The organism is Roseixanthobacter liquoris, from assembly GCF_043195135.2.
In the GTDB taxonomy this organism is placed as follows: Bacteria; Pseudomonadota; Alphaproteobacteria; order Rhizobiales; family Xanthobacteraceae; genus NCEH01.
The window spans coordinates 4801877-4825834 of the sequence record NZ_CM195537.1; the positions used below are offsets into that span (position 1 = coordinate 4801877).

A 23958-nucleotide genomic window follows, 5' to 3' on the forward strand; every position below is an offset into this window, starting at 1 on the left:
TCAGAACACCGGGGTTTCGCGATAGACGCCCCACACGGTTTTCAGCTTCTCCACGATATCGCCCATGGTGGCCCCCTCGCGCACCAGGTCGATGGTGATCGGCATGATGTTCTGGGTGTCGTCCTTCGCCACCTCCACCAGGCGCTCCAGCAAGGCGTTGACCTTCACATTGTCCCGCTCGCGGCGGATGCGCTGGGTGCGCGACACCTGCCGCTCGGCCGTGGTGTGGTCGTAGGGGTGGGTCTCGATGTCGTGGACCTCTTCCTTCTCCACCAGGGTATTGACGCCGATCACCGGCTTCTCGCCCGATTGCTTGCGCAACGCTGTCTCATAGGCGAAATCGGCGACGCGCTTCTGGAACCAGCCTTCCTGGATCAGCTTGATGGTGCCGCCGCGCTCGTCCACCTCGGCGATGATGTCCATGATGCGCTTTTCATATTCGGTGGTCAGCGCCTCCACATAATAGGAGCCGCCGAGCGGGTCGATCACCTGGGTGACGTTGCTCTCCTCGGCGATCACCTGCTGGGTGCGCAGGGCCATGCGCATGGCTTCCTCGGTGGGGATGGCGAAGGCTTCGTCGAAGCCGTTGGTGTGCAGCGACTGGCAGCCGCCGAGCACCGCCGAGAGCGCCTGGAGCGCGGTGCGCACCACGTTCACCATATATTGCGGCTTGGTGAGCGAGGCGGCCGCGGTCTGGCAATGGAAGCGCAGGCGCATGCTCTCGGGGTTCTTGGCGCCGAACCGCTCCTTCATGATCTTGGCATAGCAGCGCCGCACGGCGCGGAATTTCGCCACTTCCTCGAAGAAATCGGCCTGGCAGACGAAAAAGAAGGCGAGGCGCGGGGCGAACTCGTCCACATGCATGCCGGTCTTCGTCACCTCCTCCACATAGACGATGAGGTTGGCGAGGGTGAAGGCCACCTCGTCCACCGGGGAGGAGCCGGCTTCCGAGATGTGATAGCCCGAGATGTTGATCGGGTTGTAGCGCTTCATGGTCTTGGCGCAGTGCGTGATGCAATCGCGCACGATGCGGACCGACGGCGCGATGGGATAGATATATTCCTTCTGCGCCATGTATTCCTTCAGGATATCCGCCTGAATGGTTCCCGAAAGCTTGTTGAGATCGTAGCCGCGCTTTTCCGCCAGCACGATGTACATGGCGAGCAGGATCCAGGCGGAGGGATTGATCGTCATGGAGACCGAGATTTTCTCCAGGTCGATGCCCTCGAACAGGGCTTCCATATCCTCCAGCGTGTCGATGGCGACGCCCTCGCGCCCCACCTCGCCCTCGCTCATGGGATGGTCGCTGTCGTAGCCCATGAGGGTCGGCATGTCGAAGTCGGTCGAAATGCCGGTCTGGCCCTGGGCGATCAGGTATTTGAAGCGCTTGTTCGTGTCCTCGCCGGTGCCGAAGCCGGCGATCTGGCGCATGGTCCAGTTGCGCGAGCGGTACATGGTGGGATAGGGGCCGCGCGTGAAGGGATAGCGGCCCGGCAGGCCGATATCCTCCGGCGGGGTCTCGGCGAGATCGGCGGCGGTGTAGGTGCGCTTCACCGGGAAATCGCCCAGGGTGAAGAATTGCTCCTTGCGCTCCTTCTGCTTCTTCAGGAAGGCGGCGACTTCGTTTTCTTCCCAGTCGCGCACGTCATCGCTGAGCTTGGCGAGGGTGCGGGTCTCAAGCATGCTCATCTGCGAGTTCCTTCTTTGCGGACGAGAGCAGCATCTCGTTGGCAAGGGTGTAGGGATCGCTCTCGCGGCGCTGGAGGCGCGCGGAGAGCTTGGGGGCCAGGCGCTCCGCCGCATGGGTGAAGCGCTCGATGAGGAGATTTTCCGCCGTCTTCACCAGGCGAAAGCGGGCGATGCGGGCGAGCCGGGCGGCTCCCGTCTCGGTTTCGAAGGCGACGCGGCGATGGGCGTTGATCTTGTCGAGGAGCTGCGCGAACCCCTCGCCACTGATGGCGGAGACCCCCACCACCGGCACCGCCCAGTCCCCCCGCGCGGAGGTGAGGGCGCCAAGCGTCAACATGCTCTTGAGGTCGGTCAGCGTGCGGTTGGCGTCTGAGCGGTCGCATTTCGACACCACATGGATGTCGGCGATCTCCAATATGCCCGCCTTGATGGCCTGGATCTCGTCGCCGAGGCCGGGGGCGGAGACCACCACCGTGGTGTGGGAGGCACGGGCGATCTCCACCTCGTCCTGCCCCACGCCCACGGTCTCGATGATCACCGTGTCGAAGCCGCCGACATCGAGAATGTCCACCGCATCCAGGGCCGCGCGGGCCATGCCGCCCATGGCGCCGCGTGTCGCCATGGAGCGGATATAGATGCCGGGATCGGTGGCAAGTTCCGTCATGCGCACCCGGTCGCCGAGGATCGAGCCGCCGGAGAACGGGCTGGAAGGGTCCACCGCGACGATGCCCACCTTCAGCCCCTGCTCGCGCAGGAGCTTGGCGAAATGGGCGACCAGGGTGGACTTGCCCGAGCCGGGCACACCGGTGATGCCGATCACATGGGCCTTGCCGGCGCGGCGATAGACGGTGGCGAGCGCCTCGCGCGCTTCCGGCGTGCCGGATTCCGCCCGCGAGATGAGCCGGCCGATGGCGCCCATCTCCCCGGCTTCAACGCGCGGGATGAGGTCCAGCGAGGGAACATAGCGACCCATCAGGCGCCCCCTGCTTTCAGCTGGGCATGCATGTCGCGGAACACGGCCCGGTCGTCCACCACGCGGCGGGCCTTGAAGTCCGTGCGCGGCAGGGTGCCGCCTTCCACGATCTCCACCACCGCCCGCAGGCCCAGCAGCTTCTGCATGGCCTTGGCGATGTCGCCGCGGAACTTCTCCACATGGTCGCGGCCGAGGGCGAGCGTCACCGCATCGGCTTCCACGCGCAGCACCAGTTCGTCCATTGCGGCTTCGCGGGTGATGACGATCTGGTGCTCGCCGCCATAGCCGGCGGTCTGGTTGAGCACGGAATCGATCTCGCTCGGATAGACGTTCTCGCCGCGGATGGTGAACATGTCGTCGATGCGCCCGAAGATGCCGAGCGGCAGGCGCGGATAGGTGCGCCCGCAGGGGTTGGGCGCGTCGCTCCACAAGGTGAGATCCCCCGAGGCGAGGCGGATCATGGGCTGGGAGGTGCGCTCGAGATGGGTGTAGACCGGCGTTCCCCGCTCGCCATAGGGCACGCGGCGGAAGGTGCGCGGGTCGCAGACCTGCGTATAGACCACGTCCTGCCAGCACAGCATGCCGGGGGTTTCGGCAGAGCCGCCCACATGCATCCAGGGCGTCATCTCGGCCATGGAGCCGCTGTCGAACACCTTGGCGCCGTAGAGATCCTCGATGCGGTCGCGCACGCCGGGAATGGAGGCGCCGGGCTCGCCCGAGAAGAACATCACGCGCAGGCCGAAATCGCGCGGATTGAGCCCTTCCTTGAGCGCGGTTTCCGCCAGATGCAGGGCATAGGTGGGGGTGCCGTAGAAGCCGGCCGGCTTCATGGCGGCGAGCCATTGGGCGCAGCGCACGCTCATGCCCGGCGCGCCGGCGCCGAACGGGAACGCCTTGGCGCCGAGCCGCTCGGCCCCCGCCAGAGCTCCCCAGGAGCCCATATAGAGGCTGAAGATGGCGGCGACGCACACCATGTCGCCAGGCCGCAGGCCCATGGCCCACATGATGCGGGCATGGGCATTGGCGATGGCGCGCCAATCGTTGCGGCCGATGGCAAAGGCGGTGGGCCGCCCGGTGGTGCCGGAGGTGCCGTGGACGTGGAACACCTCCGCGTCGGGCACGCACAGATAATCGCCGAACGGGGCATGCGCCGCCTGGCTAGCGCGCAGGTCCGCCTTGGTGACGACCGGGACCTTGTCCTCGAAGTCTTCCAGCGACTTCAGGTGCGAGGGGTGGAAGCCGGCCTCGTCCCATTTGCGCCGATAGAAAGGCGCGGTCTCATAGGCATAGGCGCACACCTGCTGGAGGCGGGCGAGGATCGCCGCGTCGCGGTCCGCAGGGTGCATGGTTTCGCGCTTGGCAAACCAATAGCGCGCATCCGACGGCGGCAGATAGGTTTCGTCATAGCGCGGCGGGAAGGACCAGTCTTCCATGGGACATCCTCCCGCGCTCAGCGCGCGCCGCGCTCGGTGACGAGGCGTTCCAGCGTGGCGACGATGGCGGCGGGCGGAGTGTCCTGAAGCAGGACCTCCTTCACGCCCATTTCCTTCAAGGCGACCACGTCCTCGTCCGGCATCACGCCGCCGGCCACAACGATCAGGTCGTCCACGCCCTTTTCGTTCAAGAGCTTGAAGATCTTGGGAAACACCGTGAGCTGCACGCCCGACAGCAGGCTGACGCCGAGCACGTCCACATCTTCCTGGATCGCGGCGGTGACCACTTCTTCCGGCGTGCGGTGCAGGCCGGAATAGATCACGTCCATGCCCGCATCGCGCAAGGTGCGCGCGACGACCTTCACGCCACGGTCGTGACCGTCGAGTCCCACCTTGGCGAGAAGCACTCGAATGGGTTGAGCCATTTCCATCCCTCGTACATTATTGAATTCTGAATTCCGAGTTCAACAAACGGTCGCAGGTTCCCGGGAGCGGGTCAAGATGGAAAACGGCGGGCGCACGCGATATGCAGACTTCATGGAAACTCTGGCCGCACCGAAACGCCTGGTCGAACAGACCTACGAGGTCATCCTCGACGCCATCTGCGACGGCACCCTCAAGCCGGGGGAGCGCCTGACGCAGGAGGACATCGCTGCGCGCCTCAATGTTTCGCGCCAGCCGGTGACCCATGCGCTGGTGATCCTGCGCTCCCAGGGCTTCGTCATCGAATCCGGCAAGCGCGGGGTGTCGGTGGCCCCGGTGCAGCCGGAATTATTGAAGGCGATCTATGAGTTCCGCTCGGCGGTGGAGCCGCTGGCGGCGGAGCTGGCCACCGCCCATCTCAAGCCCGAGCACATCCGCAAGGGCCGCGACCTCGTGGTGCACGGGCGCAACCTGGTGCTCGCCAACGACCAGAAGGGCGTGGTCCATGCGGACATGGAGTTCCACTCCTTCATCTACGACCTGTCCGGAAATCCCCTGGTGATCGATACGATGCGCCTCAACTGGCAGCATCTGCGCCGCGCCATGGGCGAAATCCTCTCCTTCCCCGGCCTCTCGATCCGGGTGTGGCGCGAGCATGAGGAGATTCTGGAAGCCATGATCGCCGGCGAAGCGAAGGTCGCTGCGGAACTCATGCGCAACCATCTGGTGGGCGCCTATCGCCGCGTGATGATGGGCGAGAAGGACCTGACCTGAGCCTGCCCGCAAAAAGGGCGCCAGCCCAAACCGCAGGCGCCGGCCACGGCCTGCCCCGCCGCCACCGCCGTTGCACGGAGCGCGGGCGTTCGTCCTTTCCACCCATCATGGCCGGGCGGCGCGTCCCGGCGATCCACGCGGCGCCCCCGGAGCCCGCCTTCGCGCATCGCACCGGCCTCAAGGCGTGGATGCCCGGGACAAGCCCGGCCATGACGATTGCGAGCGATCACCCTCTCCGGGCACGCCGATTGCATGCATCGGCGCAAACCGATCCGACCCCAACGGAAGTTTGACATGGCGAATTTGACGATCGACGGCGACCGCCTCTGGGCCGCGCTGATGGAAACCGCCCGTTTCGGCGCCACCGAGAAGGGCGGCATCAACCGCCTCACCCTGACCGAGGAGGACCGTCAGGTCCGCGACTGGTTCAAGGAGGCCTGCATCGCCGCCGGCTGCACCGTTTCCGTGGACGAGGCCGGCAATATGTTCGCCCGCCGGCCCGGCCGCGACAATAGCCTGCCGCCCATCTGCATCGGCTCGCATCTCGACACCCAGCCCACCGGCGGCAAGTTCGACGGCGTGCTGGGCGTGCTGGCGGGGCTCGAAGTGCTGCGCGCGCTCCAGGCCAGCGGCTACGAGACGCTGGCGCCCATCGAGGTGGTCAATTGGACCAATGAGGAAGGCTCCCGCTTCGCCCCCGCCATGCTGGCCTCGGGAGGCTTTTCCGGGGTGTTCGAGAAGCAATATGTGATGGACCAGCGCGACCGCGAGGGCATCCGCTTCGGCGATGCGCTCGACGCCATCGGCTATCGCGGCGACAAGCCGCTCGGCGGCCATCCCATGTCGGCCATGTTCGAACTGCACATCGAGCAGGGGCCGATCCTGGAGGCCGAAGGCAAGACCATCGGCGTCGTCACGGGCGTGCAGGGCATCCGCTGGTACGAGGCGACGATCACCGGGGTCGAGTCCCACGCCGGCACCACGCCCATGTCCCGCCGCAAGGATGCGCTGCTGGGCGCCGCCAAGGTGGTGGAGATCGTCCATGCGGTGGGCCTCGCCCATCCCCCGCTCGCGGTGGCGACCGTGGGGCTGATGGAGGTGAAGCCCAATTCGCGCAATGTCATTCCCGGCGAGGTCTTCCTCACCATCGAGATGCGCCATCCCGACCAGGGCGTGCTCGACACCATGCACGCCGAGCTGTGCGCGCAGATCGAGGCGGCGATCTCAGCCCTCGGCCTGACCCTTCAGCTCGACTGCATCCTGAACGCTCCGCCGGTGCATTTCGACGAGACCCTGGTCGCGACCATCCGCGCGGCGGCGGAGACGCTCGGCTACGGCCACCGCGACATCGTCTCCGGCGCCGGGCACGATGCCGCCTATGTGGCCCGCGTCGCGCCCACCACCATGGTGTTCGTGCCCTGCAAGGACGGCATCAGCCACAATGAGGCGGAGGACGCGACCCCGGCCGATTGCGCCGCCGGCGCGGCGGTGCTGCTGAACGCCGTGCTCGCCTTCGACGCCCGGCTGGAGGCGCAGGCGAAGGGATAGGCGGCGCGGGAATACGCCGCCCACGGGCGCGCGTTCGCTCTCTTTGATCCTCCCTACTGTTCCCCCTCCCCAGCCCTCCCCCGCAAGCGGGAGAGGGAGCGAAGCGGCTTCGGGCGAGATTCTCCTTCCCAAGCCATAGCGTCCCCTCTCCCGCTTGCGGGGGAGGGTTAGGGAGGGGGCACGGGGAGGGCCAGAGAGGATGCCAGCAGCGCGCCGGGAAGAGAGATCGCCGAGTCCCCGCCCGGCGCTCCGGCGATGCCGCCGCCGAGCCGGGAGAGGTGCCCATCTCGAAGCTTACGCCGCGGTGAGCGAAAAGATGCTCGCCCCGGTATCCGCCGTCCCAACCGCATGTCGGAACGGCGCAAACAATTCCCGGCCCACAGTGACGTGGGAGGCGGAAAGGTCCTCCTCCGCCTGTGCGCGGGCGGCCCATTCGTCCGCATCCACCAGCACGGTGAGATGCCCGGCGACCCCGTCGAGCCGCACCAGATCGCCATCGCGGATCTTGCCGATCGGTCCGCCGGCGGCGGCTTCCGGCGTCACGTGGATGGCCGAGGGCACCTTGCCCGAGGCGCCGGACATGCGTCCGTCGGTCACCAGCGCCACCTTCTGCCCGCGATCCTGCAACACGCCGAGCGGCGGCAGCAGCTTGTGCAATTCCGGCATGCCGTTGGCCTTGGGACCCTGGAACCGCACCACGGCGACGAAATCCCCCGTGAGGCTGCCGGCCTTGAACGCGGCCTGAAGCGCCTCCTGGGAATGGAACACCCGCGCCGGCGCCTCGATGACATGGCGCTCCGGCGCCACCGCCGAGGTCTTGATGACCGCGCGGCCGAGATTGCCGTCCAGCACCTTCAGCCCGCCCGTGGGCTGGAACGCACGGGCGACCGGGCGAAGCACCGCCTCGTCGCCGCTCGCCGGCGTGGCGTCGCGCCACACCAGGGCGCCGTTCTCGTCCAGCCCCGGCTCGGCGGTGTAGCCGGAAAGGCCGGTGCCCCACACGGTCTCCACATCCTCGTGCAGCAGACCGGCGGAGAGCAGTTCGCGGATGACGAAGCCCATGCCGCCGGCGGCATGGAAATGGTTCACGTCCGCCTTGCCGTTGGGATAGACGCGGGTGAGCAGCGGCACCACGTCCGCGAGGTCGGAAAAATCGTCCCAGGTCAAGACGATGCCCGCCGCCGCCGCCATGGCGACGATGTGGAGGGTGTGGTTGGTGGACCCGCCGGTGGCGTGCAGGCCCACCACGCCGTTGACGAACGCCTTCTCGTCCAGCATCCGCCCGAGCGGGGTGTAATGATTGCCGAGCGCGCTATTGGCGAGCGCCCGCTTGGTGCCCTCCCGCGTCAGCGCATCGCGCAGCGGCGTGTTGGGATTGACGAAGGAGGCGCCGGGCAAATGCACGCCCATGATTTCCATCATCATCTGGTTGGTGTTGGCGGTGCCGTAGAAGGTGCACGTGCCGGGGCCGTGGTAGGATTTGGACTCCGCCTCCAGCAGCGCGTCGCGGCCGATCTTGCCTTCCGCGAACAATTGCCGGATGCGGGATTTCTCGTCATTCGGCAGGCCCGAGGTCATGGGGCCGCTCGGGATGAACACCGCCGGCAGATGGCCGAACGAGAGCGCGCCGATGATCAGGCCCGGCACGATCTTGTCGCAGATGCCAAGGAACACCGCGGCATCGAACGTCTGGTGGGAGAGCGCCACCGCCGTCGACAGCGCGATCACCTCGCGGGAGAACAGGGACAGCTCCATGCCCGCTTCCCCTTGCGTGACGCCGTCGCACATGGCCGGCACCCCGCCCGCCACCTGCGCCACCCCGCCCACGTCGCGGGCGGCTTCCCGGATCAGCTCGGGGAAGCGCTCATAGGGCTGGTGGGCGCTGAGCATGTCGTTATAGGCGGTCACAATCGCGAGATTTCCGCCCTCGCCGGTGCGCAGCTCCGCCTTGTCGCCGGGCAGGCAGGCGGCAAATCCATGGGCCTGGTTGGCGCATCCGAGCGCCCGGCGACGGGGGCCGGCCTCGCCGGCGGCGGCGATGCGGTCGAGATAGCGCGCGCGGCTGTCGCGGCTGCGGTCAGCAATGCGCTGCGTCACCTCGCCGATGCGGGCATTGAGACTGGCTTGGGCGGTCATGGGGACCTCCTGGCTGGCGGGTGGGGAACGGGCGGGAAGCAGGAGCCGTCCCGGCGCGATCCGATTCAAGGACAGAGATTGCCATTTTAGCCTCGAAGCCGGATCAAGGGCATCCGCAACACATGCGCCCGATAGCGAGCATTTCAATGACAGATCCCACCCCCGCCCGCGTCGCCATCCTCGACGACTACCAGAACGTGGCCGCCGCCATGGCCGATTGGGACGCGCTGAAGCCCGGCGCCGAGACGGTCTTCTTCCACGACCACGTGGCCGATCCCGACCGCCTCGCGGCCCGCCTGTACCCGTTCGACGCCCTGGTCCTGACGCGCGAGCGCACGCCGGTGGACGCGGCGCTGATCGCCCGGCTGCCGAATCTCAAGCTCATCACCACCATCGGCATGTGGAATGCCGCCATCGATATCGCGGCGGCGCAGGCACGCGGCATCGTCGTGAGCGGGACCACCGGCGGCGATCCCCAGGCGACCCCCGCGCTCACCTGGGCGCTGGTGCTGGCGGTGACGCGCGGCCTGCACCTTGAGGCCGCCTCCGTGCGCGCCGGCGGCTGGCAGGTGGGCCTCGGCATGGACATCTCCGGCAAGACGCTGGGCGTGCTCGGCCTCGGGCGCATCGGCGCGGAGGTGGCGAAGTTCGGCCAGGCGTTCGGCATGAAGGTGATCGCCTGGAGCCAGAATCTCACCGCCGAGCGGGCGGCCGAATGCGGCGTGGAACGGGTGGAGAAGGACGAATTGTTCGCCCGGTCCGACGTGCTCACCATCCACCTCAAGCTCGGCGCCCGCACGCAGGATCTCGTCGGCGCGGCGGAACTGGGCCGCATGAAGACAACGGCCTTCCTGGTGAACACCTCGCGCGGGCCGATCGTGACCGAGGCCGCCCTGGTTGAAGCCCTGCAAGCGCGGCGGATCGCGGGCGCGGCGCTCGACGTGTTCGACACCGAGCCGCTGGCGGCGAACCACCCGTTCCGCTTTCTGCCCAATGTACTGGCGACCCCCCACATCGGCTATGTGACGGAAAACACCTATCGCACGGCCTTCCCGCAGATCGTCGAGGACATCGCCGCTTGGCAGCGCGGCGCGCCGATCCGCGTGATGGCGCCCTGAGCGGCGCCGTCGCAGGGCGTGGCGAAGGCGGCGCGATGCTCCTTCTCCGGCAGCCCTTCCCGCCCCTCCCCCGCACGCGGGAGGGGCGGGAGGGTGCGGCGGCAAACCGGTGCCGCCTCAGGCGGCGGAATCTTCCGGCAGCATTTCCAGCATGCGCTGGCGCCCGCCGAGCACATGGCGCTCGAAGGCGCGGGCCGCCCGTTCGCCGTCGCGGCTGCGGATGCAGGTGAGGATGCGCTCGTGCTCCTGGATCGAGATGTCGAGATAGGGCGCGCGGGCCATGTTGCGCCGGTTGAACAGGTTCAGCTCGTTGTTGATCATCTCGTTCAGCAAGGTGAGTCGCTCGTTGCCCGCGGCCGCGAAGATGACCGCGTGGAAGCGCGTGTTGAGGTCGAAATAGCCGGGAAAATCCAGCGCGGTACGGCACGCCATCATGGCCGCGTGCAGCGCGTCCAGCTCGCCGATCTGCGCCTCGCTGGCGCGCAGGGCCGCGAGCCGGCCGGCGGTGCGGGCGAAGCCGGCGCGCACGTCGAACAGATCGAGCGCCTGCTTCACGCTGATGCGCCGCACGAACACCCCGCGGCCGGGCTCCACCACCACCAGCCCCGCCTGTTCCAGCAGCCGCACCGCCTCCCGCAGCGCCGTGCGGCTGACGCCGAACTGCTTGGAAATGGTCAGTTCGTTGAGTTTGCGACCGGCATCGATGGCGCCGCTGAAGATCATCTCCTCAAGGCGCTCGACGATCTGCGACACCAGCGGCGCCGAGGTCTGGCGCTCGATGGGAGGCGCGGTCACTGTGCTGGTACGCGGCACGGTCTCTCCCCTGTGGGGTTGGCAGGTCGCCGGCACGCAAATGGCGCCCCGGCGCGTGTCTGGCGGAGGGTAAGGCGGGGCGAAATTCCCTTCAATCGGAAACTGCCTGCCGGCAATTCGGCCGGAAGGCAACGCCCCGTCGCCGTCAGTGAATCTCGCCGGACCGGCGGATCGCCTCCTTCAGCTTGGCGGGGGTGAAGGCCGGGTCCTTGCAGATCTCCAGGATCACCGCCTCGCGCCGCGCCAGCAGGTCGAGCGCATCGGGCAGCTTGCGCACCGCGTCGGCGGGGATCACCACCGCCCCCTGATAATCCGCATGCACCACGTCGTCATGCCCCACCTGCATGCCGAACACGTTCACCGCCCTGCCGAAATCCACGAAATGGCTGTGCGCATGGCTGGGTGCCAGCGAGCCGGCGAGAATCTGGAAGCCCGGCGCCAGCATGTCCCAGTCGCGGAACGAGCCGTTGGTGATGCAGCCGAGCGCGCCCAGCGCCTTATGGACCGTGGAATGCACCTCGCCCCAGATGGCGCCGTAGCCGGGCTGGTCGTCGGTGTCCTGGAGCACCACCACGGTGGGCAGCGCGGCGTCGGCGACGTAATCGTACCAGTCCAGGCGGTCCGCCACCGGGCCGCGCGGCGGCTCCTTGGCGCGCATGGTGCCCACGCGGGCAAGCCCCACCATGGGCGGCGCGTTGCGCTCCGTGGCGATCATGGTGCGCAGGGTGAAGCCCACCGTGCGCCGGCCCGGAACCACCAGTTCCAGGCCGTTGCAGATGGTGGCGGTGTCCCATTGCTTCAGGCGTTCCAGGTCGTCCCGCGTAAAGGGATAGTCAGGCATGAAGTCCTCCCAGGTCTCGTGATTGGCGCGTCTTGGTTCGCGGGTCAGGCGACGCGATTGTCGGGGGTTCGTCCGGCGAGCAGGGCATCGATGCCGTCCAGGGCCTTGAAGCCCATCGCCTCGCGCGTCTCGGCGGTGGCGCTGCCGAGATGCGGCAGCAGCACCACGTTCTCCAGTTCCAGATAACGCGGATCGACGGCCGGCTCCTCGGCATAGACATCGAGCCCGGCGAAGGCGACGCGGCCGCTCTTCAGGGCGGCGATCAGCGCGTCGTCGTCGATCAGGGTGCCGCGCGCCGCATTCACCACGCCCGCCCCCGGCGGCAGCAGGGCGATGCGCGCCGCATTCAGCCAGTGCCGCGTCTGCGCGCCGCCGGGCGCATTGAGCGAGAGGACGTCGCAGGCGGGAAGGAAGCTTGCATCTTCGGCGTGATAGATCGCGCCGTCCTCCAGCTCCGGCGGCAGGCGGGTGCGGGATCGGTAGTGCACCTGCATCCCGAACGCCGCCGCCATGCGGGCGAACTCCCGGCCGATGCGTCCCATGCCGAAAATGCCGAGCCGGCGCCCGGAAACCTGGGTGCCGACGAGCTGGGTCGGCGCCCAGCCGGTCCAGGCGCCCGCGCGGACCAGCCGCTCCCCCTCCCCCGCCCGGCGCGCCGCCGCGAGCATGAGGAGCAACGAAATCTCCGCCGTCGCGGTGGAAAGCACGTCCGGCGTATTGCACACGGCGATGCCGCGCGCCGTCGCCGCCGCCACGTCCACATGGTCATAGCCGACGCTGAAGGTGCCGATCACCCGCACGCTCCGCGGCAGGGCGGCGATGCACGCCGCGTCCAGCCGGTCCGCCGGACAGCATAGGATGGCGTCGCAGCCGGAAGCGAGGCGCACGATATCCTGCGGGCTGCGCTTGTCGTCGCCGGCGTTCAGCCGGGCCTCGTAATCGCGCCGCGCCCGCGCTTCCACCGCGGCGGGCAGGCGCCGCGTTACCAAAAGCACTGGCTTGGTCATGCGCGTCCTCGTGTTTCGGCGACGGCACGCCCGGCCATCCGGGCGCAGCAAGCGGTCTTCACGATGCGACCTGTAGGACCGGCGCGGGCAAGGACGGGCCGACCCCGGGCATGCGCAGGAGATCGGTGTCGAGATCGGCCAGGGTGGGACAGCCCACCATTCCGAGCGTCAGCTCCAGCTCGCGCCGCAGGAGGCCGATGGCGTGGAGCACGCCGTCGGTGCCCGCCACCGCCGCCCCATAGAGCGGCGCTCGCCCGATGAGCACCCCGTGGGCGCCGAGCGCCAGGGCCTTGACCACGTCGCTGCCGCGCCGCACCCCGCTGTCCACGATCAGGCGGTTGCGCGGCCCCACCGCGTCCCGCACCTCGGGCAGAATGTCGATGGGCGCCACCGCGCTGTCGAGATTGCGGCCCCCGTGGTTGGACAGGATCACCGCGTCCGCCCCGCACTTGAAGGCGCGCACGGCATCGTCCGGGCGCAGGATGCCCTTGACCATGAACGTGCCGGGCCACTGGTCGCGCAGGGCCTGGATGTCTGGCCAGCTCAGGGAATCGCTGCGCATCAGCGGGCTCGCCGTGCCGCCGCGGGTGATCTTGCGCTTATGCTCCTCGGGGAAGTTCTCATAGGTCGGCATGCCGGTGGTGGCGAGATAGCGGAACAGCACCCGCGTCAGCCATCCCGGATGCATCAGCATATCGCCCAGCGCCCGCGCCGAGGGATTGAACGGCAAGGCAAAGCCGTTGCGCGGATTGTATTCGCGATTGGCGAGCACCGGGGTGTCGACCGTCACCACCAGCCCCTCGAAGCCGGCGGCCCGCGCCCGCGCCACCTGGCGGTGGGAGAGAGTGCGATCGGCCCACATATAGAGCTGGAACCACAGCCGCCCGCCGGCCTGTTCGGCGACCTTTTCCATGGAGGTCATGGAGCCGGTGGCGAGGGTGAACGGGATGTTGGCCTCCGCCGCCGCCCGCGCGATGGCGAGTTCCCCTTCGTGCCACACCAAGCCGGCGGCGCCGGTGGGCGCGATCGCCACCGGCATGGCATGCTTCTGCCCGAGGAAATGAGCCTCCGACGTGCGCTTGGACACATCCACCAGCATGCGCGGGCGCAGCTGGATCGCCTCGAAGCCGGCGCGGTTCCGCCGCAACAGCGTTTCGTCCTCGGTGCCACGATCGATGAATTCGAAGATGCCCTTGGGCAGCTTGCGGCGGGCCGCCTCGCGCAGGTCGGCGATATTGTAGATGCGAGACAGGGGGCTCATGGCGTCACTCCGGGTGCACGCGGACGGCTTCGATTGGCTCTGGTTCAGGCACCTGCCGGAACGGGCGCCGGAACGCAGGATGCGGGCGTGCCCGTCGGCGGCTGCGACAGGTCTTGGAACAAAAGGCCGAGCGCGGCGCTGTCGAGCCCGTCGCGGCCGGAATTGCACAAGGCGGTGAACAGCTGGACGCCGAGCCCGGTCGTGGGAGCAAAAGCGCCGAGATCGCGCGCGGCCGACAGCGCGAGGCCGAGATCCTTCAACATGAGGGTGCTGCGGAAGCCGGGCGCGAGCGCCCCGTCGAGCAGGCGCTTGCAATGATTTTGCAGCACGAAGCTCTGCGCCGAGCCGGCCAGCAGCGCATCGCGCATCTGGTGCGGATCGATGCCCGCATTGCGGCACATGGCGACGGCCTCGCTGATGCCCATCAGGGTCGAGGCGATGACCAGCTGGTTGCACGCCTTCACCAACTGGCCGGCGCCGGGCGGGCCGAGATGCACGAACTTGCTGCCGATCGCCTCCAGCATGGGCGTCGCCGCGGCCACCGCCGCATCCGCCCCGCCAACCATGCAGGACAAGGTTCCCTCGGCCGCGCCCTTGGGGCCGCCGCTCACCGGGCTGTCCACCAGCGCGGCGCCGCGCGCGGCCAGCCGCTCCGCGAAGGTGCGCGTGGCGGTGGCGGAAATGGTGGAGGTGTCGATGATCAGCGTCCCTTCGCTCAGGCCGACCGCGATCCCGCCGGGGCCGAACAGGACGGCTTCCACGTCAGGGGTATCGGGCAGGCAGAGCATGAGGGTGCCGCAGACGCGCGCCATGGCGGCGGGCGAGCCGCCGTCGCGGGCGCCCTCGGCCATGAGGGTGTCGATGGCGCCCCGGCTGCGATTGAAGACATGGACCTCGAAGCCCGCCTTCATGAGGTTGCGGGCCATGCCCTTGCCCATGACGCCGAGGCCAATGAAGCCGACGCGGGTATCTCGGGGAGTGTCGCTCATGCGTGGATCTCGTGTGTGGCGACCGGGACGCGGTCGAGGATGAAGGGAGCGCCCGCCTCGGCAGCGATCCTGGCGATCTCGCCCGCCAGCCCCGGCGACATGGGGATGCCTTCCGCCAGCCGCTCCGCGCGCGCGCGCCGCTCGGGATCGCCGGGCACCAGCACGGGATGGTCGATCTGCGCGGCCGGGGTGTCGTGCAGGGTGTCGACCAGCGCGTCCATGTCGGCATGGAATTGCTCCAGCGGACGGAACGCGGCGGGATCGAGCGCCATGAAGCAATGGCCGATATTGTCGGGGTCGGAGCGCTTCTGGGTGAGGTTGCGGATCGGCGAGAAGGCGCCGCCCGAAAGCGTCGAGCCGAGGATCTGCGCGAACAGGCCGAGCCCGTAGCCCTTGTGGCCGCCCAATTCCTTGCCCGTGCCGCCCACCGCGGAAAGTCCGCCCTCGCGATCCTCGAACAGCACCCGATAGGCGGCCTTTGGGTCGGTAACGCTTTGCCCCTCCGCATCGGTGACCCATCCGGCGGGCACCGGCGTGTCGTTGAAAGCGAAGATCTTGACCTTGTTGGCGGCGACCACGCTCGTGGACATATCCAGCACCACCGCCGGGTTGCGGCCGGCCGGAGCCGCGATGGCGATGGGATTGGTGCCGAGCACCGGCAAGGTGCCGAAGGTCGGCACCACGTTCACCACCCGGGTCGAGGAGGCGACGAGGCCGATCAGGTTTTCCCGCGCGGCCATTTCCACATAATGGCCAGCGGCGCCGAAATGGTGCGAGTTGAACACCGAGACCCAGCCGATGCCCTGCGCCCGCGCCATCTCCATGGCGAGCTCCATGGCCATGAGCGCGGCGGGGTGGCCGAGGCCGGCATCGGCGTCGATCAGCGCCGTGGATGCGGTGCGCCGCACGATCTTCGGCACGGCGTCGAGGTTGATCTGCCCGGCGCGGCGCATCTGCTCATACATGATGAGCATGGAGATGCCATGGGAATCGATGCCGCTCAGGTCGGTCTGCGTCATCACCTCGGCGCTCTGCGCCACCAGGTCGTCCCGCATGCCCCAGGCGCGCAGGATCAGCTCGATCTGCCGGCGCACCGTGTCCGCGGGGATATGGAGGAGGCTCACGGCCGCGCCTCAGGCCGGCACGCGGTCGAGCGCGCGCAGGAAGCCGGAACGCAGCCGCGCGCCGGCGACGAGGAAGCTGAGATCCGACCCGCTGAGGATGAATTGCGAGCCCATCTTGATGTAGCGCTCCATGATCGCATGGTCGTAGATGCCGCCCAGGCCGAGGATCTTGCCGTTGCGCTCGCAGGCGGCGCTTGTCTTCTCGAACGCCGCGACGATCCGGGGATGATCGAACTCGCCGGGAATGCCGTATTCGGCCGACAGGTCCGAACCGCCCACCAGCAGCACGTCCACGCCCGGCACGGCGGCGATGGCGTCCACGTTCTCGACCCCCTCGGGGGTTTCGATCATGACGACCACCAGAATCTCGTCGTTGATCAGCGCGACGGCCTCCGCCATCGCCAGCGTGGCGAACCGCAATTGGGGCTGTCCGCCGGCCACCGAGCGCCGACCCGCGGGCGGAAAGCGGCAGAAGGACACCACGGCCTGCGCCTCCTCGGCCGTGTTCACGTGCGGCACCACGATGCCGAGGGCGCCCGCATCCAGCACGCGGGAGGCGTGGAAATGCTCGTGCCCCGGCACCCGCACGATGGGAGTCACCCCGGTGTCGAGCGCGGCGGCGCAGATCTGCGCGGCCGTGTCGACGCTCATGGAATTGTGCTCCATGTCGATGAACAGCCAGTCGAAATCGGCGCTCTGGGCGATCGCGGCGATGTCCACCGTGCGGGCCTGGCGCAGGCCCATGCCGAGGGCCAGTTCGCCGTCGAGCAGAAGCTGCTTCGTGCGGTTGCGCACGATGGGGGAGGGCTTGGCGAATGCGCCGGGAGGGGCGGATGTCATGGCTCAGGACTCCGAAAAGGTATCGAACTGGCGTTGCTTTCAGCCGGGATGTGCCGCGCCCGCGCGCCCCGGCTTTCGGTCTGGCCGGCGCTCCGGGCGCTGGCCCGAGCGCGCGCAGGCAGGCGTCAGGTTGCGTAGGCGCCGGCGGACTGCCGCTCGCTGACGTCGCGCACCACGTGCTCTTCCACGAGCCGCGTGAGGCGATGGCGCAGCTCCAGCGCCTGCGGGCCGAGAAGATCGCGCGGACGCGGCTCTTCCACCCGGATCACGGCGGTGATCCGGCCCGGTCGCGCCGACATGACGACGATGGTGTCGGCGAGGTAGATCGCCTCTTCCACGCTGTGGGTCACGAACAGCACGGTCTTGCGCTCCTGAAGCCAGAGCTTCAGCAGGTCCTTTTGCAGGATGCCGCGGGTGATGCTGTCGAGCGCGCCGAACGGCTCGTCCATGAGGAGCACCTGCGGATCGTTCGCCCAGACGCGGGCGATGCCGATGCGCTGCTTCATGCCGCCGGACAATTGGCGCGGGAAATGGTTCTCAAAGCCGGTCAGGCCGACCCGGGCGATCTGCTCGCGGGCGATGCGCTCCGCCTCGCGCGGCTTGATGCCCCGGACCACCGGCCCGTACATCACGTTGCGCAGCACCGTGAGCCAGGGAAACAGGGCATATTCCTGGAACACCAGCCCACGCTCCGGACCGGGGCCACGAATGGGCCGCCCGTCGATCGTGAGGCTGCCCGACGAGGGCTCGGCAAGCCCCGCGATCATGCGCAGCAAGGTGCTCTTTCCGCAGCCGCTCGGACCGAGGATGCAGACGAACTCCCCTTCGGCCACCGACAGATTGCAGGGTTCCAGCGCGCGCACCTTGCCGTGCTTGCCGGAGAACACCTTGGTGACATTGCTGACGGCGATCTTCGGCGGCGCGGCGGTCGCGATCTGAAGGTTCAGGTCAGTCATTGCTGCGGCCCTCATGCCAGGACAGGACACGGCGGGAGATGGCGGCCATCGCCTGGTCGGACAGCAGGCCGAGCACGCCCACGAGGAGCATTCCGACGATCATCAGATCGGACCGCATCATCAGCCGGGAATCCCAGATCAGATAGCCGATGCCGGATTTCGCGCCGATCATCTCGGCCACCACGAGACCGGCCCAGGAATTGCGCAAGCCGATGCGCAGGCCGGTGAAGATGTTGGGCAGCGCCGCCGGCAGCACCACGCGCCACAGGATCGCCCGCGGCCCGGTGCCGAGGGTGCGCGCGGCCTCGATATAGAGCCGGTCCACCCATTCGACGCCATGCACCGTGTTGATCAGGATCGGCACCGCCGCGCCCAGGGCCACGAGGAAGATCGCCGACTTGTCGCCGATCCCGAACCACAGGATCGAGAACGAAATCCAGGCGGTGATGGGGATCGGGATCACCATCAGCAAGGTGATCTGCGTCACCTTGTGGACCAGGCGGAACCAGCCGATCAGGATGCCCAGCGGCACCGCGATGATGGTGGCGATGAAGAAGCCGGTGAGGCTGCGGAACAGGCTCGCCATCAAGTGGTAGGCAAGCGTGCCGTCCACCGTGATTTCGTAGAAGCCGGCCGCCACCGTAGTCGGCGCAGGCAGCAGATAAGGCTGCACCCATCCGCGCATGGAGGCGAGCTGCCAGAGGCCGATGATGATCACCGGCAGGATCAGATAGATCGACTGGCTGCCGACTTTCGCCATCCTGCCGCTCGCGGGCGGTTTTGCGGGTGGATCGTTGACCGCCATAGATTCGACTGCGCTCATCAGTAGATCACTCCGGCTGCCACGCGCGCCTTGGGCAAGAACTGAAGGTTAAACAGCTGGTCCGTATCGAGCGGCTTATCCAAATATTTTGCCTTCACCAGCTCATCCATGAGGATTTTCGTCTGGTTGATGTATTTGGGGCCGATGTCGTAGTTCAGTCCCGCGTTCTGCAGCGCCATGCGCATCACCGGCTCGGTCTGGCGCGAGGACGCCACGAGGGCCTGCACCACTTCGTCGGGATGCTCGTTCACATAGACGGTGGCCTTGGCATGCAGATCGACAATGCGCTGCACGAACGCGGGGTCCTTGGCGATCATCTCGCGCGAGAACACAAGGTCGGTGGCGACGCCGGAGACCGCAGCATCCTTGTAGGGATCGTCCACCAGGGACCGGGCGATGCCGCTTTGCACCAGCACCGTGCCGTAGGGCTCCGAGGTCGTCACGGCATCCACGGTCTTGGACGCCATCGCCTCGAAATGCGCGTTCGTGGGCAGGAGGATCCAATTGACCCCCTTCGCGGGATCTATGCCCGCCTGCGCCAGCAGCTCGCGCATGATGATGTCCTGCGTCGAGCTTTTCGACACGCCGATATTCTTGCCGGCGAGGTCCGCAATGGTGCGAATATTGCTGTCCGCCCGCGCGAGAATGCGCGTTCCCTTGTAGCCGACGGCCGCGACGATGGAGATCGGCCGCCCGCGCGAGACGGCGAGGATCGATGTGATGAGGCCCATATAGGCGACATCGCTGTTGCCGGTGAGCAGGGAATCCAGCGCCTCGCTGCTGGTCGGAGCATCGACCAGCTCGAACTTGAGGTCCGGCGGCGCGACCTTATTCAGGAAATAGGAGCTGATATAATAAGGTTGGCCCTTGGCGGTGACGACGCGCACCGTGCGCACCGGCTCGGCCCGCAGCGAAAGGGGGGCGAAGGCGAAGGCCAGCGCGCACAGGCCCCCGAGAATCGCGGACACACGTCTGCGACGCAGTTCAAGCATGGCGTTCTCCTCCTGAGACCGCGCTTCTTCCCATCCGGGCGGCGCCGTCTTCATTGGACCTCGTGTTGAGGTGACCGCACTCTAGGCAAGGATGTGAGGCTATTTCAACAAGATTGTCGGCAATTTTTAATTTTTATTGAGCAACAAGGTGCGCTATCTGGGGCGCCGGGCGGGTCTTCCGCTGCGTGACAGAGGGGCGCGAAACCCCGTCGACGCTGGCGCGAAGCCAGGATTTGTGGGAGGAAAAGAGCATCATGCTCTATGATTTCATCATCATCGGAGGCGGCATCGTCGGCCTCTCCACGGCGCGGGAGATCCTGCGCCGCCAGCCGGACGCAGGCCTGTTGCTGCTGGAGAAGGAAGGCGGCCTCGCGCGCCACCAGACCGGCCACAACAGCGGCGTCATCCACGCCGGCATCTATTACGCCCCCGGCAGCTTCAAGGCCGAGCTGTGCCGCAAGGGCGCGCAGGCCACCAAGGATTTTTGCCGCGCGAACAACATCGCCTTTGAAACCTGCGGCAAGCTGCTGGTGGCAACCGATGCGGAGGAATTGGCGCGCATGGACGCGCTCTACCAGCGCGCCGCCTCAAACGGCGTGGAGGTGGAGCGCCTGGACGGCGCCGAGCTGCGGCGGCGCGAACCCAATATCACCGGCATCGGCGCCCTGTTCGTGCCCTCAACCGGCATCGTCGATTACAAGCAGGTCTGCGCAGCGCTCGCGCGCGAGATCGAGGCCGCCGGCGGCACCATCCTGCTCGGCGCGCAGGTGGATGCGATCCACGAAGGGGCGGAGGAGGTGGAGGTGCGCAGCGGCGGCGTGACCCATCGCGCCAAGATGCTGGTGGCCTGCGCCGGCCTGCAATCGGACCGCATCGCGCGCCTCGCCGGCCTCAGGATCTCCCACCGCATCGTGCCGTTCCGGGGGGAATATTATCGCCTGCCGCCGAGCCGCAATGCCATCGTCAAGCACCTGATCTATCCGGTGCCGGACCCGACCCTGCCGTTCCTGGGTATCCACCTCACCCGCATGATCGACGGCTCGGTGACGGTCGGCCCCAATGCGGTGCTCGGCATGGCGCGCGAGGGCTATCCCAAGCTCTCGGTGAACGCCGCTGATCTCGCCGATACGCTCAGCTTCCCCGGCTTCTGGCGCACGCTCGCCAAAAATCCGCGCGCGGCGATCAATGAGCTCAAGAACTCGCTGCTGCCCGCCGGCTATCTGGAGCAATGCCGCAAATATTGCCCGGACCTGACCATGGCGGACCTTCAGCCCTATGAGGCCGGCATCCGCGCCCAGGCGGTGCTGGCGGACGGAACCTTGGTGCACGACTTCCTGTTCGAGCAGACGCCGCGCTCGCTGCATGTGTGCAACGCCCCCTCCCCCGCCGCCACCGCGGCCCTGCCCATCGGCGAGATGATCGCCGACAAGCTCATGGGCGCGGAGGCAGCCTGAACTCAGCGGCCGCGCTGGTGCAGGATGCGGCCGATGAGGTTCAGCAGGATCTGGGCAGCGAGGATGGCGGTGACGCCGGCCGGATCATATTCGCGCGCCACCTCCACCAGATCCACGCCGACGATGGTGCCCCGCTTGGCGAGGCCGTCCAGCAGTTCCAGCACCTCGTAATAGGCAAAACCGCCATGGCTGGGCGTGCCGGTGCCCGGGGCGATGGAGGGGTCGAAGCCGTCGATATCGATGCTCACGTAGTAGCGCGCGCCGGCAGGAATGCGCGCCAGCACCGCCTCGGTGCCGAGCTTGCGGATCTGCCGCACGCTCAGGATATCGCTGCCCATGCGGCGGGCATCCTCATAGCCCTCGCGGGCGGTGGAGGAGACATTGCGGATGCCGAGCTGGGTCAGGCCGGTGACATGCGGCCGCTCGGCGGCGCGGCGCATGGGGCTGCCATGGCCATTGCGTACGCCGTGCCGCTCGTCGACGAAATCCAGGTGCGCGTCGAACTGCACCAGGTGCACGGGCGCCTCGTCGGAAAAAGCGGCGACGCAGGGAATATTGATGGAATGATCCCCGCCCAGCACCACCGGGAGGGCCCCCGCCTTGAGGATCGCGCGCACGCCGGCCTCGATATTGGCGTGGCTCTGGGCGGTGTCGGTGTGGATCATGTCGGCATCGCCCATGTCCACGATGCGGGCGGCCCCGGCGGGCAGATAGACCACGTCGTCCTCATGGTCGTAAGCGCCGGAATGACCGAAGGCGAACAGGGTGGAGGCCTCCCGGATCGCCCGCGGGCCCGAGCGGGCGCCGGAGCGCCATTGGGTGCCGAGATCGAACGGCGCGCCGAGGATGGCAACGTCCGCCTCCAGCTTATCCCAGTCCAGGCAGAGGGGATATTTGCCGAAGGTGCAGATGCCGACGAAGGGCAGGTCGAGCCGCCCGCTTTCATATCCATGGGCCATGGGATTTTCCTTAGACCGCGTCGTGGGCGACCGGCGCGCCGCGCCGTTCGGCGACCGCACTCGCCAGCACGCACAGAAGTTCGAACATGAGGCTCGCGCCCGTGAGCGCCGTGAGGCCGGAGGGGTCGAACGGCGGGGCGACTTCCACAAGATCGGCGCCGATCAGGTTCAGCCCCGCCAGAGCCCGCACCATGTGCTGCGCCTCCCGCGTGGTGAAGCCGCCGATCTCCGGCGTGCCGGTGCCCGGCGCGAAGGAGGGATCCAGGCTGTCGATGTCGAACGTCACATAGGCCGGCTTTTCGCCGAGGATGGCATGGACCTCGTCCATCACGTCCTGCGGCCCGCGCTTGATGAATTCCTCCATGAAGATCATGCGGATGCCGCAGGCCTTGGCGAAATCGAAGTTCGAGGCATCGGAGATCGCGCCGCGCAGGCCGATCTGCACGAAGCGCTTGGGGTCGATCAGGCCCTCCTCGATGGCCCGGCGGAACGGGGTGCCATGGTTGTAGGGATTGCCGCCGAAGAAGCCGTCATAGGTGTCGGAATGGGCATCGAACTGAACCACGCCCACCGGTCCCTCATGCACCAGCCCGCGCAGGATCGGCAGCGTCATCAGATGATCGCCGCCGGCCGAGAGCGGCACCGCGCCCGCCGTGCGCACGGCGGCGTAGAAATTGCCCACCAGCTTCAAGGTCTTCATGAGGTCGAGCGGATCGACCGGCGCGTCGCCGCAATCGGCGATCCGCGCCTGGTCATAGGGGGAAACACCGGTGACATGATGCACCCGGCGCGTCAGGCTCGACTGGTTGCGCAATTCGCGCGGGCCATGCCGCGTGCCGGCGCGATTGGTCACGCCGCCGTCGAACGGCACGCCGACAATGGCGATATCCACCTCGGCCGGCTCGGCCTGCGGCAGCCGCATGAAGGTGGCGATGCCGGCGAAACGCGGGATGCTGCCGGAATCCGCCGGCTCGAACTTTCCAACCATGAAAACCTGCCATCTGGCTCAAGCGGGCCGCGCCCGCGCTGTCAGAGATCGAATTCCTTGCGCACGGCCGCGGTGATGCCGGCGACATAATCGTCCATCAGCCACTGGCCCTTTTCGGCGGTGGAGCCATGGGCCACCGCGAGCACGCCGGACGCCGGCACGAAGCCTTTCGGCACGGGGTGCACGTCATAGGTGGGGAATTGCGCCGGCCCGTCGGAAGGCACCTTGTCCATCTCCACCAGTTCCGGGCGCACCAGGAGCATGAGCGAGGTTTCCAGCAGGCTCGCATGCTCCAGGTCGATGCCGGGGAAGCCATCGGGGAACAGGCGCTCCAGCGTCTCGCGCCGGGCGAAGTCCCAATATTCCAGGCGCATCAGCTGCATGTCGGTGATGCCGTCGCGGCGCAGTTCGCGCAGGCCGAGGTCCACGCCCTCGACGCCGGGCCACATATTCTCGTAATGGCCGTTCACCACCACGATGCGCCGCACGCCGTCCGCGCCGAGGCCCCGGATCACATCCCGCAGCACCAAAGCGAAGGTGTAGGCATCCAGGCTCGTGGTGCCGGGAAACGCCTCGCCGCCGCCGGAGCGGGGCTGGGACTTGTAGCCATAGGGGATCGCCGGCGCGACAATGCCGCCGATCTCCTGCGCCACCCGCGCGCACACGGCCGTGGGCAGCACCACGTCCACGTTCAGCGGCAGATGCGGGCCGTGCTGCTCGGTGGTGCCGAGCGGAATGAACACCGTCGCCCCGGCGGCAACCTTGGCCTGATATTGCGGCCAGCTCAGTTCGGCCATGTAGACGCTGTCGACCATTG

The 23958-nt window shown here is 67.8% G+C and carries 22 protein-coding genes; 4 read left to right on the plus strand and 18 right to left on the minus strand.

Features of this window, described 5'->3' with window-relative positions:
• Genes V5F84_RS21575 through V5F84_RS21590 form a run of 4 tightly spaced genes read right to left on the minus strand, consistent with a single transcriptional unit; the run spans position 1 to position 4520 of the window.
• The gene (locus V5F84_RS21575; protein ID WP_394042891.1) at positions 1-1689 is read right to left on the minus strand and encodes a methylmalonyl-CoA mutase family protein; all 1689 of its coding nucleotides are present in this window, start codon (positions 1687-1689) and stop codon (positions 1-3) included.
• Positions 1676-2662, minus strand: coding sequence for a methylmalonyl Co-A mutase-associated GTPase MeaB (gene meaB, locus V5F84_RS21580; protein ID WP_394042892.1), 987 nt, complete (start codon positions 2660-2662; stop codon positions 1676-1678). The genes V5F84_RS21575 and meaB overlap by 14 nt, the downstream gene beginning before the upstream one ends.
• Positions 2662-4095, minus strand: a complete 1434-nt coding sequence (locus V5F84_RS21585) for a phenylacetate--CoA ligase family protein (RefSeq protein ID WP_394042893.1) — start codon at positions 4093-4095, stop codon at positions 2662-2664. Before V5F84_RS21585 ends, meaB begins: the two co-directional genes overlap by 1 nt.
• 17 nt (positions 4096-4112) lie before the next feature.
• Positions 4113-4520, minus strand: a complete 408-nt coding sequence (locus V5F84_RS21590) for a cobalamin B12-binding domain-containing protein (protein ID WP_394042894.1) — start codon at positions 4518-4520, stop codon at positions 4113-4115.
• A gap of 112 nt (positions 4521-4632) precedes the next feature.
• Here V5F84_RS21590 and V5F84_RS21595 point away from each other — a divergent pair, with 112 nt between their 5' ends.
• Both V5F84_RS21595 and V5F84_RS21600 read left to right on the plus strand, forming a co-directional pair.
• Positions 4633-5292 (plus strand): GntR family transcriptional regulator, encoded by a 660-nt coding sequence (locus V5F84_RS21595; protein ID WP_394042895.1) that lies wholly within the window; start codon positions 4633-4635, stop codon positions 5290-5292.
• A gap of 294 nt (positions 5293-5586) precedes the next feature.
• A complete protein-coding gene (locus tag V5F84_RS21600) occupies positions 5587-6840 on the plus strand; it encodes a Zn-dependent hydrolase (RefSeq protein ID WP_394042896.1) in 1254 nt (417 codons plus the stop codon).
• Between the two features lie 294 nt (positions 6841-7134).
• Here the strand turns inward: V5F84_RS21600 and edd are convergent, their stop codons facing one another.
• Entirely contained in the window at positions 7135-8976 is a 1842-nt protein-coding gene (gene edd / locus V5F84_RS21605) for a phosphogluconate dehydratase (RefSeq protein ID WP_394042897.1), read from the minus strand.
• Between the two features lie 146 nt (positions 8977-9122).
• Between edd and V5F84_RS21610 the strand changes: the two genes are divergently transcribed.
• Positions 9123-10094, plus strand: coding sequence for a D-2-hydroxyacid dehydrogenase family protein (locus V5F84_RS21610; protein WP_394042898.1), 972 nt, complete (start codon positions 9123-9125; stop codon positions 10092-10094).
• 117 nt (positions 10095-10211) lie between these two features.
• On the opposite strand, the gene V5F84_RS21615 is transcribed toward V5F84_RS21610, so the two are convergent.
• The 10 genes from V5F84_RS21615 to V5F84_RS21660 all read right to left on the minus strand — a co-directional run bounded on the left by V5F84_RS21615 (position 10212) and on the right by V5F84_RS21660 (position 19740).
• A complete protein-coding gene (locus tag V5F84_RS21615) occupies positions 10212-10907 on the minus strand; it encodes a GntR family transcriptional regulator (RefSeq protein ID WP_394042899.1) in 696 nt (231 codons plus the stop codon).
• Between the two features lie 145 nt (positions 10908-11052).
• Entirely contained in the window at positions 11053-11748 is a 696-nt protein-coding gene (locus V5F84_RS21620) for an RraA family protein (RefSeq protein ID WP_394042900.1), read from the minus strand.
• A 44-nt stretch (positions 11749-11792) separates the two neighbouring features.
• On the minus strand, positions 11793-12755 hold the full coding sequence (locus tag V5F84_RS21625; protein ID WP_394042901.1) for a 2-hydroxyacid dehydrogenase: 963 nt from the start codon (positions 12753-12755) through the stop codon (positions 11793-11795).
• Between the two features lie 58 nt (positions 12756-12813).
• Positions 12814-14016, minus strand: coding sequence for an alpha-hydroxy acid oxidase (locus V5F84_RS21630; protein WP_394042902.1), 1203 nt, complete (start codon positions 14014-14016; stop codon positions 12814-12816).
• A gap of 44 nt (positions 14017-14060) precedes the next feature.
• The gene (locus V5F84_RS21635; RefSeq protein WP_394042903.1) at positions 14061-15005 is read right to left on the minus strand and encodes an NAD(P)-dependent oxidoreductase; all 945 of its coding nucleotides are present in this window, start codon (positions 15003-15005) and stop codon (positions 14061-14063) included.
• Positions 15002-16129 carry an Ldh family oxidoreductase gene (locus V5F84_RS21640; protein ID WP_394042904.1) on the minus strand — a complete coding sequence of 376 codons (1128 nt, stop codon included), beginning with the start codon at positions 16127-16129 and terminating at the stop codon, positions 15002-15004. Before V5F84_RS21640 ends, V5F84_RS21635 begins: the two co-directional genes overlap by 4 nt.
• A gap of 9 nt (positions 16130-16138) precedes the next feature.
• Positions 16139-16969, minus strand: coding sequence for an HpcH/HpaI aldolase family protein (locus V5F84_RS21645; protein WP_394042905.1), 831 nt, complete (start codon positions 16967-16969; stop codon positions 16139-16141).
• A gap of 125 nt (positions 16970-17094) precedes the next feature.
• Entirely contained in the window at positions 17095-17925 is an 831-nt protein-coding gene (locus tag V5F84_RS21650) for an ABC transporter ATP-binding protein (protein ID WP_394042906.1), read from the minus strand.
• Entirely contained in the window at positions 17918-18685 is a 768-nt protein-coding gene (locus V5F84_RS21655; RefSeq protein WP_394042907.1) for an ABC transporter permease, read from the minus strand. Before V5F84_RS21655 ends, V5F84_RS21650 begins: the two co-directional genes overlap by 8 nt.
• 62 nt (positions 18686-18747) lie before the next feature.
• Entirely contained in the window at positions 18748-19740 is a 993-nt protein-coding gene (locus V5F84_RS21660) for an ABC transporter substrate-binding protein (RefSeq protein ID WP_394042908.1), read from the minus strand.
• A 254-nt stretch (positions 19741-19994) separates the two neighbouring features.
• On the opposite strand from V5F84_RS21660, the gene lhgD reads away from it, so the two are divergent.
• Positions 19995-21194: an L-2-hydroxyglutarate dehydrogenase gene (gene lhgD, locus V5F84_RS21665; RefSeq protein WP_394042910.1), complete on the plus strand. Its 1200-nt coding sequence runs from the start codon at positions 19995-19997 to the stop codon at positions 21192-21194.
• 2 nt (positions 21195-21196) lie between these two features.
• Here lhgD and speB (V5F84_RS21670) read toward each other — a convergent pair whose 3' ends face one another.
• Genes speB (V5F84_RS21670) through V5F84_RS21680 form a run of 3 tightly spaced genes read right to left on the minus strand, consistent with a single transcriptional unit; the run spans position 21197 to position 23956 of the window.
• Positions 21197-22153, minus strand: a complete 957-nt coding sequence (gene speB, locus V5F84_RS21670; protein ID WP_394042912.1) for an agmatinase — start codon at positions 22151-22153, stop codon at positions 21197-21199.
• A 10-nt stretch (positions 22154-22163) separates the two neighbouring features.
• A complete protein-coding gene (gene speB, locus V5F84_RS21675; RefSeq protein WP_394042913.1) occupies positions 22164-23141 on the minus strand; it encodes an agmatinase in 978 nt (325 codons plus the stop codon).
• 41 nt (positions 23142-23182) lie between these two features.
• Positions 23183-23956 (minus strand): creatininase, encoded by a 774-nt coding sequence (locus V5F84_RS21680; RefSeq protein ID WP_394042914.1) that lies wholly within the window; start codon positions 23954-23956, stop codon positions 23183-23185.
• Positions 23957-23958 lie beyond the last annotated feature (2 nt).

Bases quoted from the DNA above. Each gene is read 5' to 3' on its own strand.
- V5F84_RS21635 (WP_394042903.1), bottom strand. From the start codon at position 15,005: ATGAGCGACACTCCCCGAGATACCCGCGTCGGCTTCATTGGCCTCGGC.
- V5F84_RS21595 (WP_394042895.1), top strand. From the start codon at position 4,633: ATGGAAACTCTGGCCGCACCGAAACGCCTGGTCGAACAGACCTACGAG.
- V5F84_RS21655 (WP_394042907.1), bottom strand. From the start codon at position 18,685: ATGGCGAAAGTCGGCAGCCAGTCGATCTATCTGATCCTGCCGGTGATC.
- speB (WP_394042912.1), bottom strand. From the start codon at position 22,153: ATGGCCCATGGATATGAAAGCGGGCGGCTCGACCTGCCCTTCGTCGGC.
- V5F84_RS21610 (WP_394042898.1), top strand. From the start codon at position 9,123: ATGACAGATCCCACCCCCGCCCGCGTCGCCATCCTCGACGACTACCAG.
- speB (WP_394042913.1), bottom strand. From the start codon at position 23,141: ATGGTTGGAAAGTTCGAGCCGGCGGATTCCGGCAGCATCCCGCGTTTC.
- V5F84_RS21680 (WP_394042914.1), bottom strand. From the start codon at position 23,956: ATGGTCGACAGCGTCTACATGGCCGAACTGAGCTGGCCGCAATATCAG.
- V5F84_RS21590 (WP_394042894.1), bottom strand. From the start codon at position 4,520: ATGGCTCAACCCATTCGAGTGCTTCTCGCCAAGGTGGGACTCGACGGT.
- V5F84_RS21585 (WP_394042893.1), bottom strand. From the start codon at position 4,095: ATGGAAGACTGGTCCTTCCCGCCGCGCTATGACGAAACCTATCTGCCG.
- edd (WP_394042897.1), bottom strand. From the start codon at position 8,976: ATGACCGCCCAAGCCAGTCTCAATGCCCGCATCGGCGAGGTGACGCAG.
- V5F84_RS21650 (WP_394042906.1), bottom strand. From the start codon at position 17,925: ATGACTGACCTGAACCTTCAGATCGCGACCGCCGCGCCGCCGAAGATC.
- V5F84_RS21600 (WP_394042896.1), top strand. From the start codon at position 5,587: ATGGCGAATTTGACGATCGACGGCGACCGCCTCTGGGCCGCGCTGATG.
- V5F84_RS21625 (WP_394042901.1), bottom strand. From the start codon at position 12,755: ATGACCAAGCCAGTGCTTTTGGTAACGCGGCGCCTGCCCGCCGCGGTG.
- V5F84_RS21575 (WP_394042891.1), bottom strand. From the start codon at position 1,689: ATGAGCATGCTTGAGACCCGCACCCTCGCCAAGCTCAGCGATGACGTG.
- V5F84_RS21645 (WP_394042905.1), bottom strand. From the start codon at position 16,969: ATGACATCCGCCCCTCCCGGCGCATTCGCCAAGCCCTCCCCCATCGTG.
- V5F84_RS21630 (WP_394042902.1), bottom strand. From the start codon at position 14,016: ATGAGCCCCCTGTCTCGCATCTACAATATCGCCGACCTGCGCGAGGCG.
- V5F84_RS21620 (WP_394042900.1), bottom strand. From the start codon at position 11,748: ATGCCTGACTATCCCTTTACGCGGGACGACCTGGAACGCCTGAAGCAA.
- lhgD (WP_394042910.1), top strand. From the start codon at position 19,995: ATGCTCTATGATTTCATCATCATCGGAGGCGGCATCGTCGGCCTCTCC.
- meaB (WP_394042892.1), bottom strand. From the start codon at position 2,662: ATGGGTCGCTATGTTCCCTCGCTGGACCTCATCCCGCGCGTTGAAGCC.
- V5F84_RS21660 (WP_394042908.1), bottom strand. From the start codon at position 19,740: ATGCTTGAACTGCGTCGCAGACGTGTGTCCGCGATTCTCGGGGGCCTG.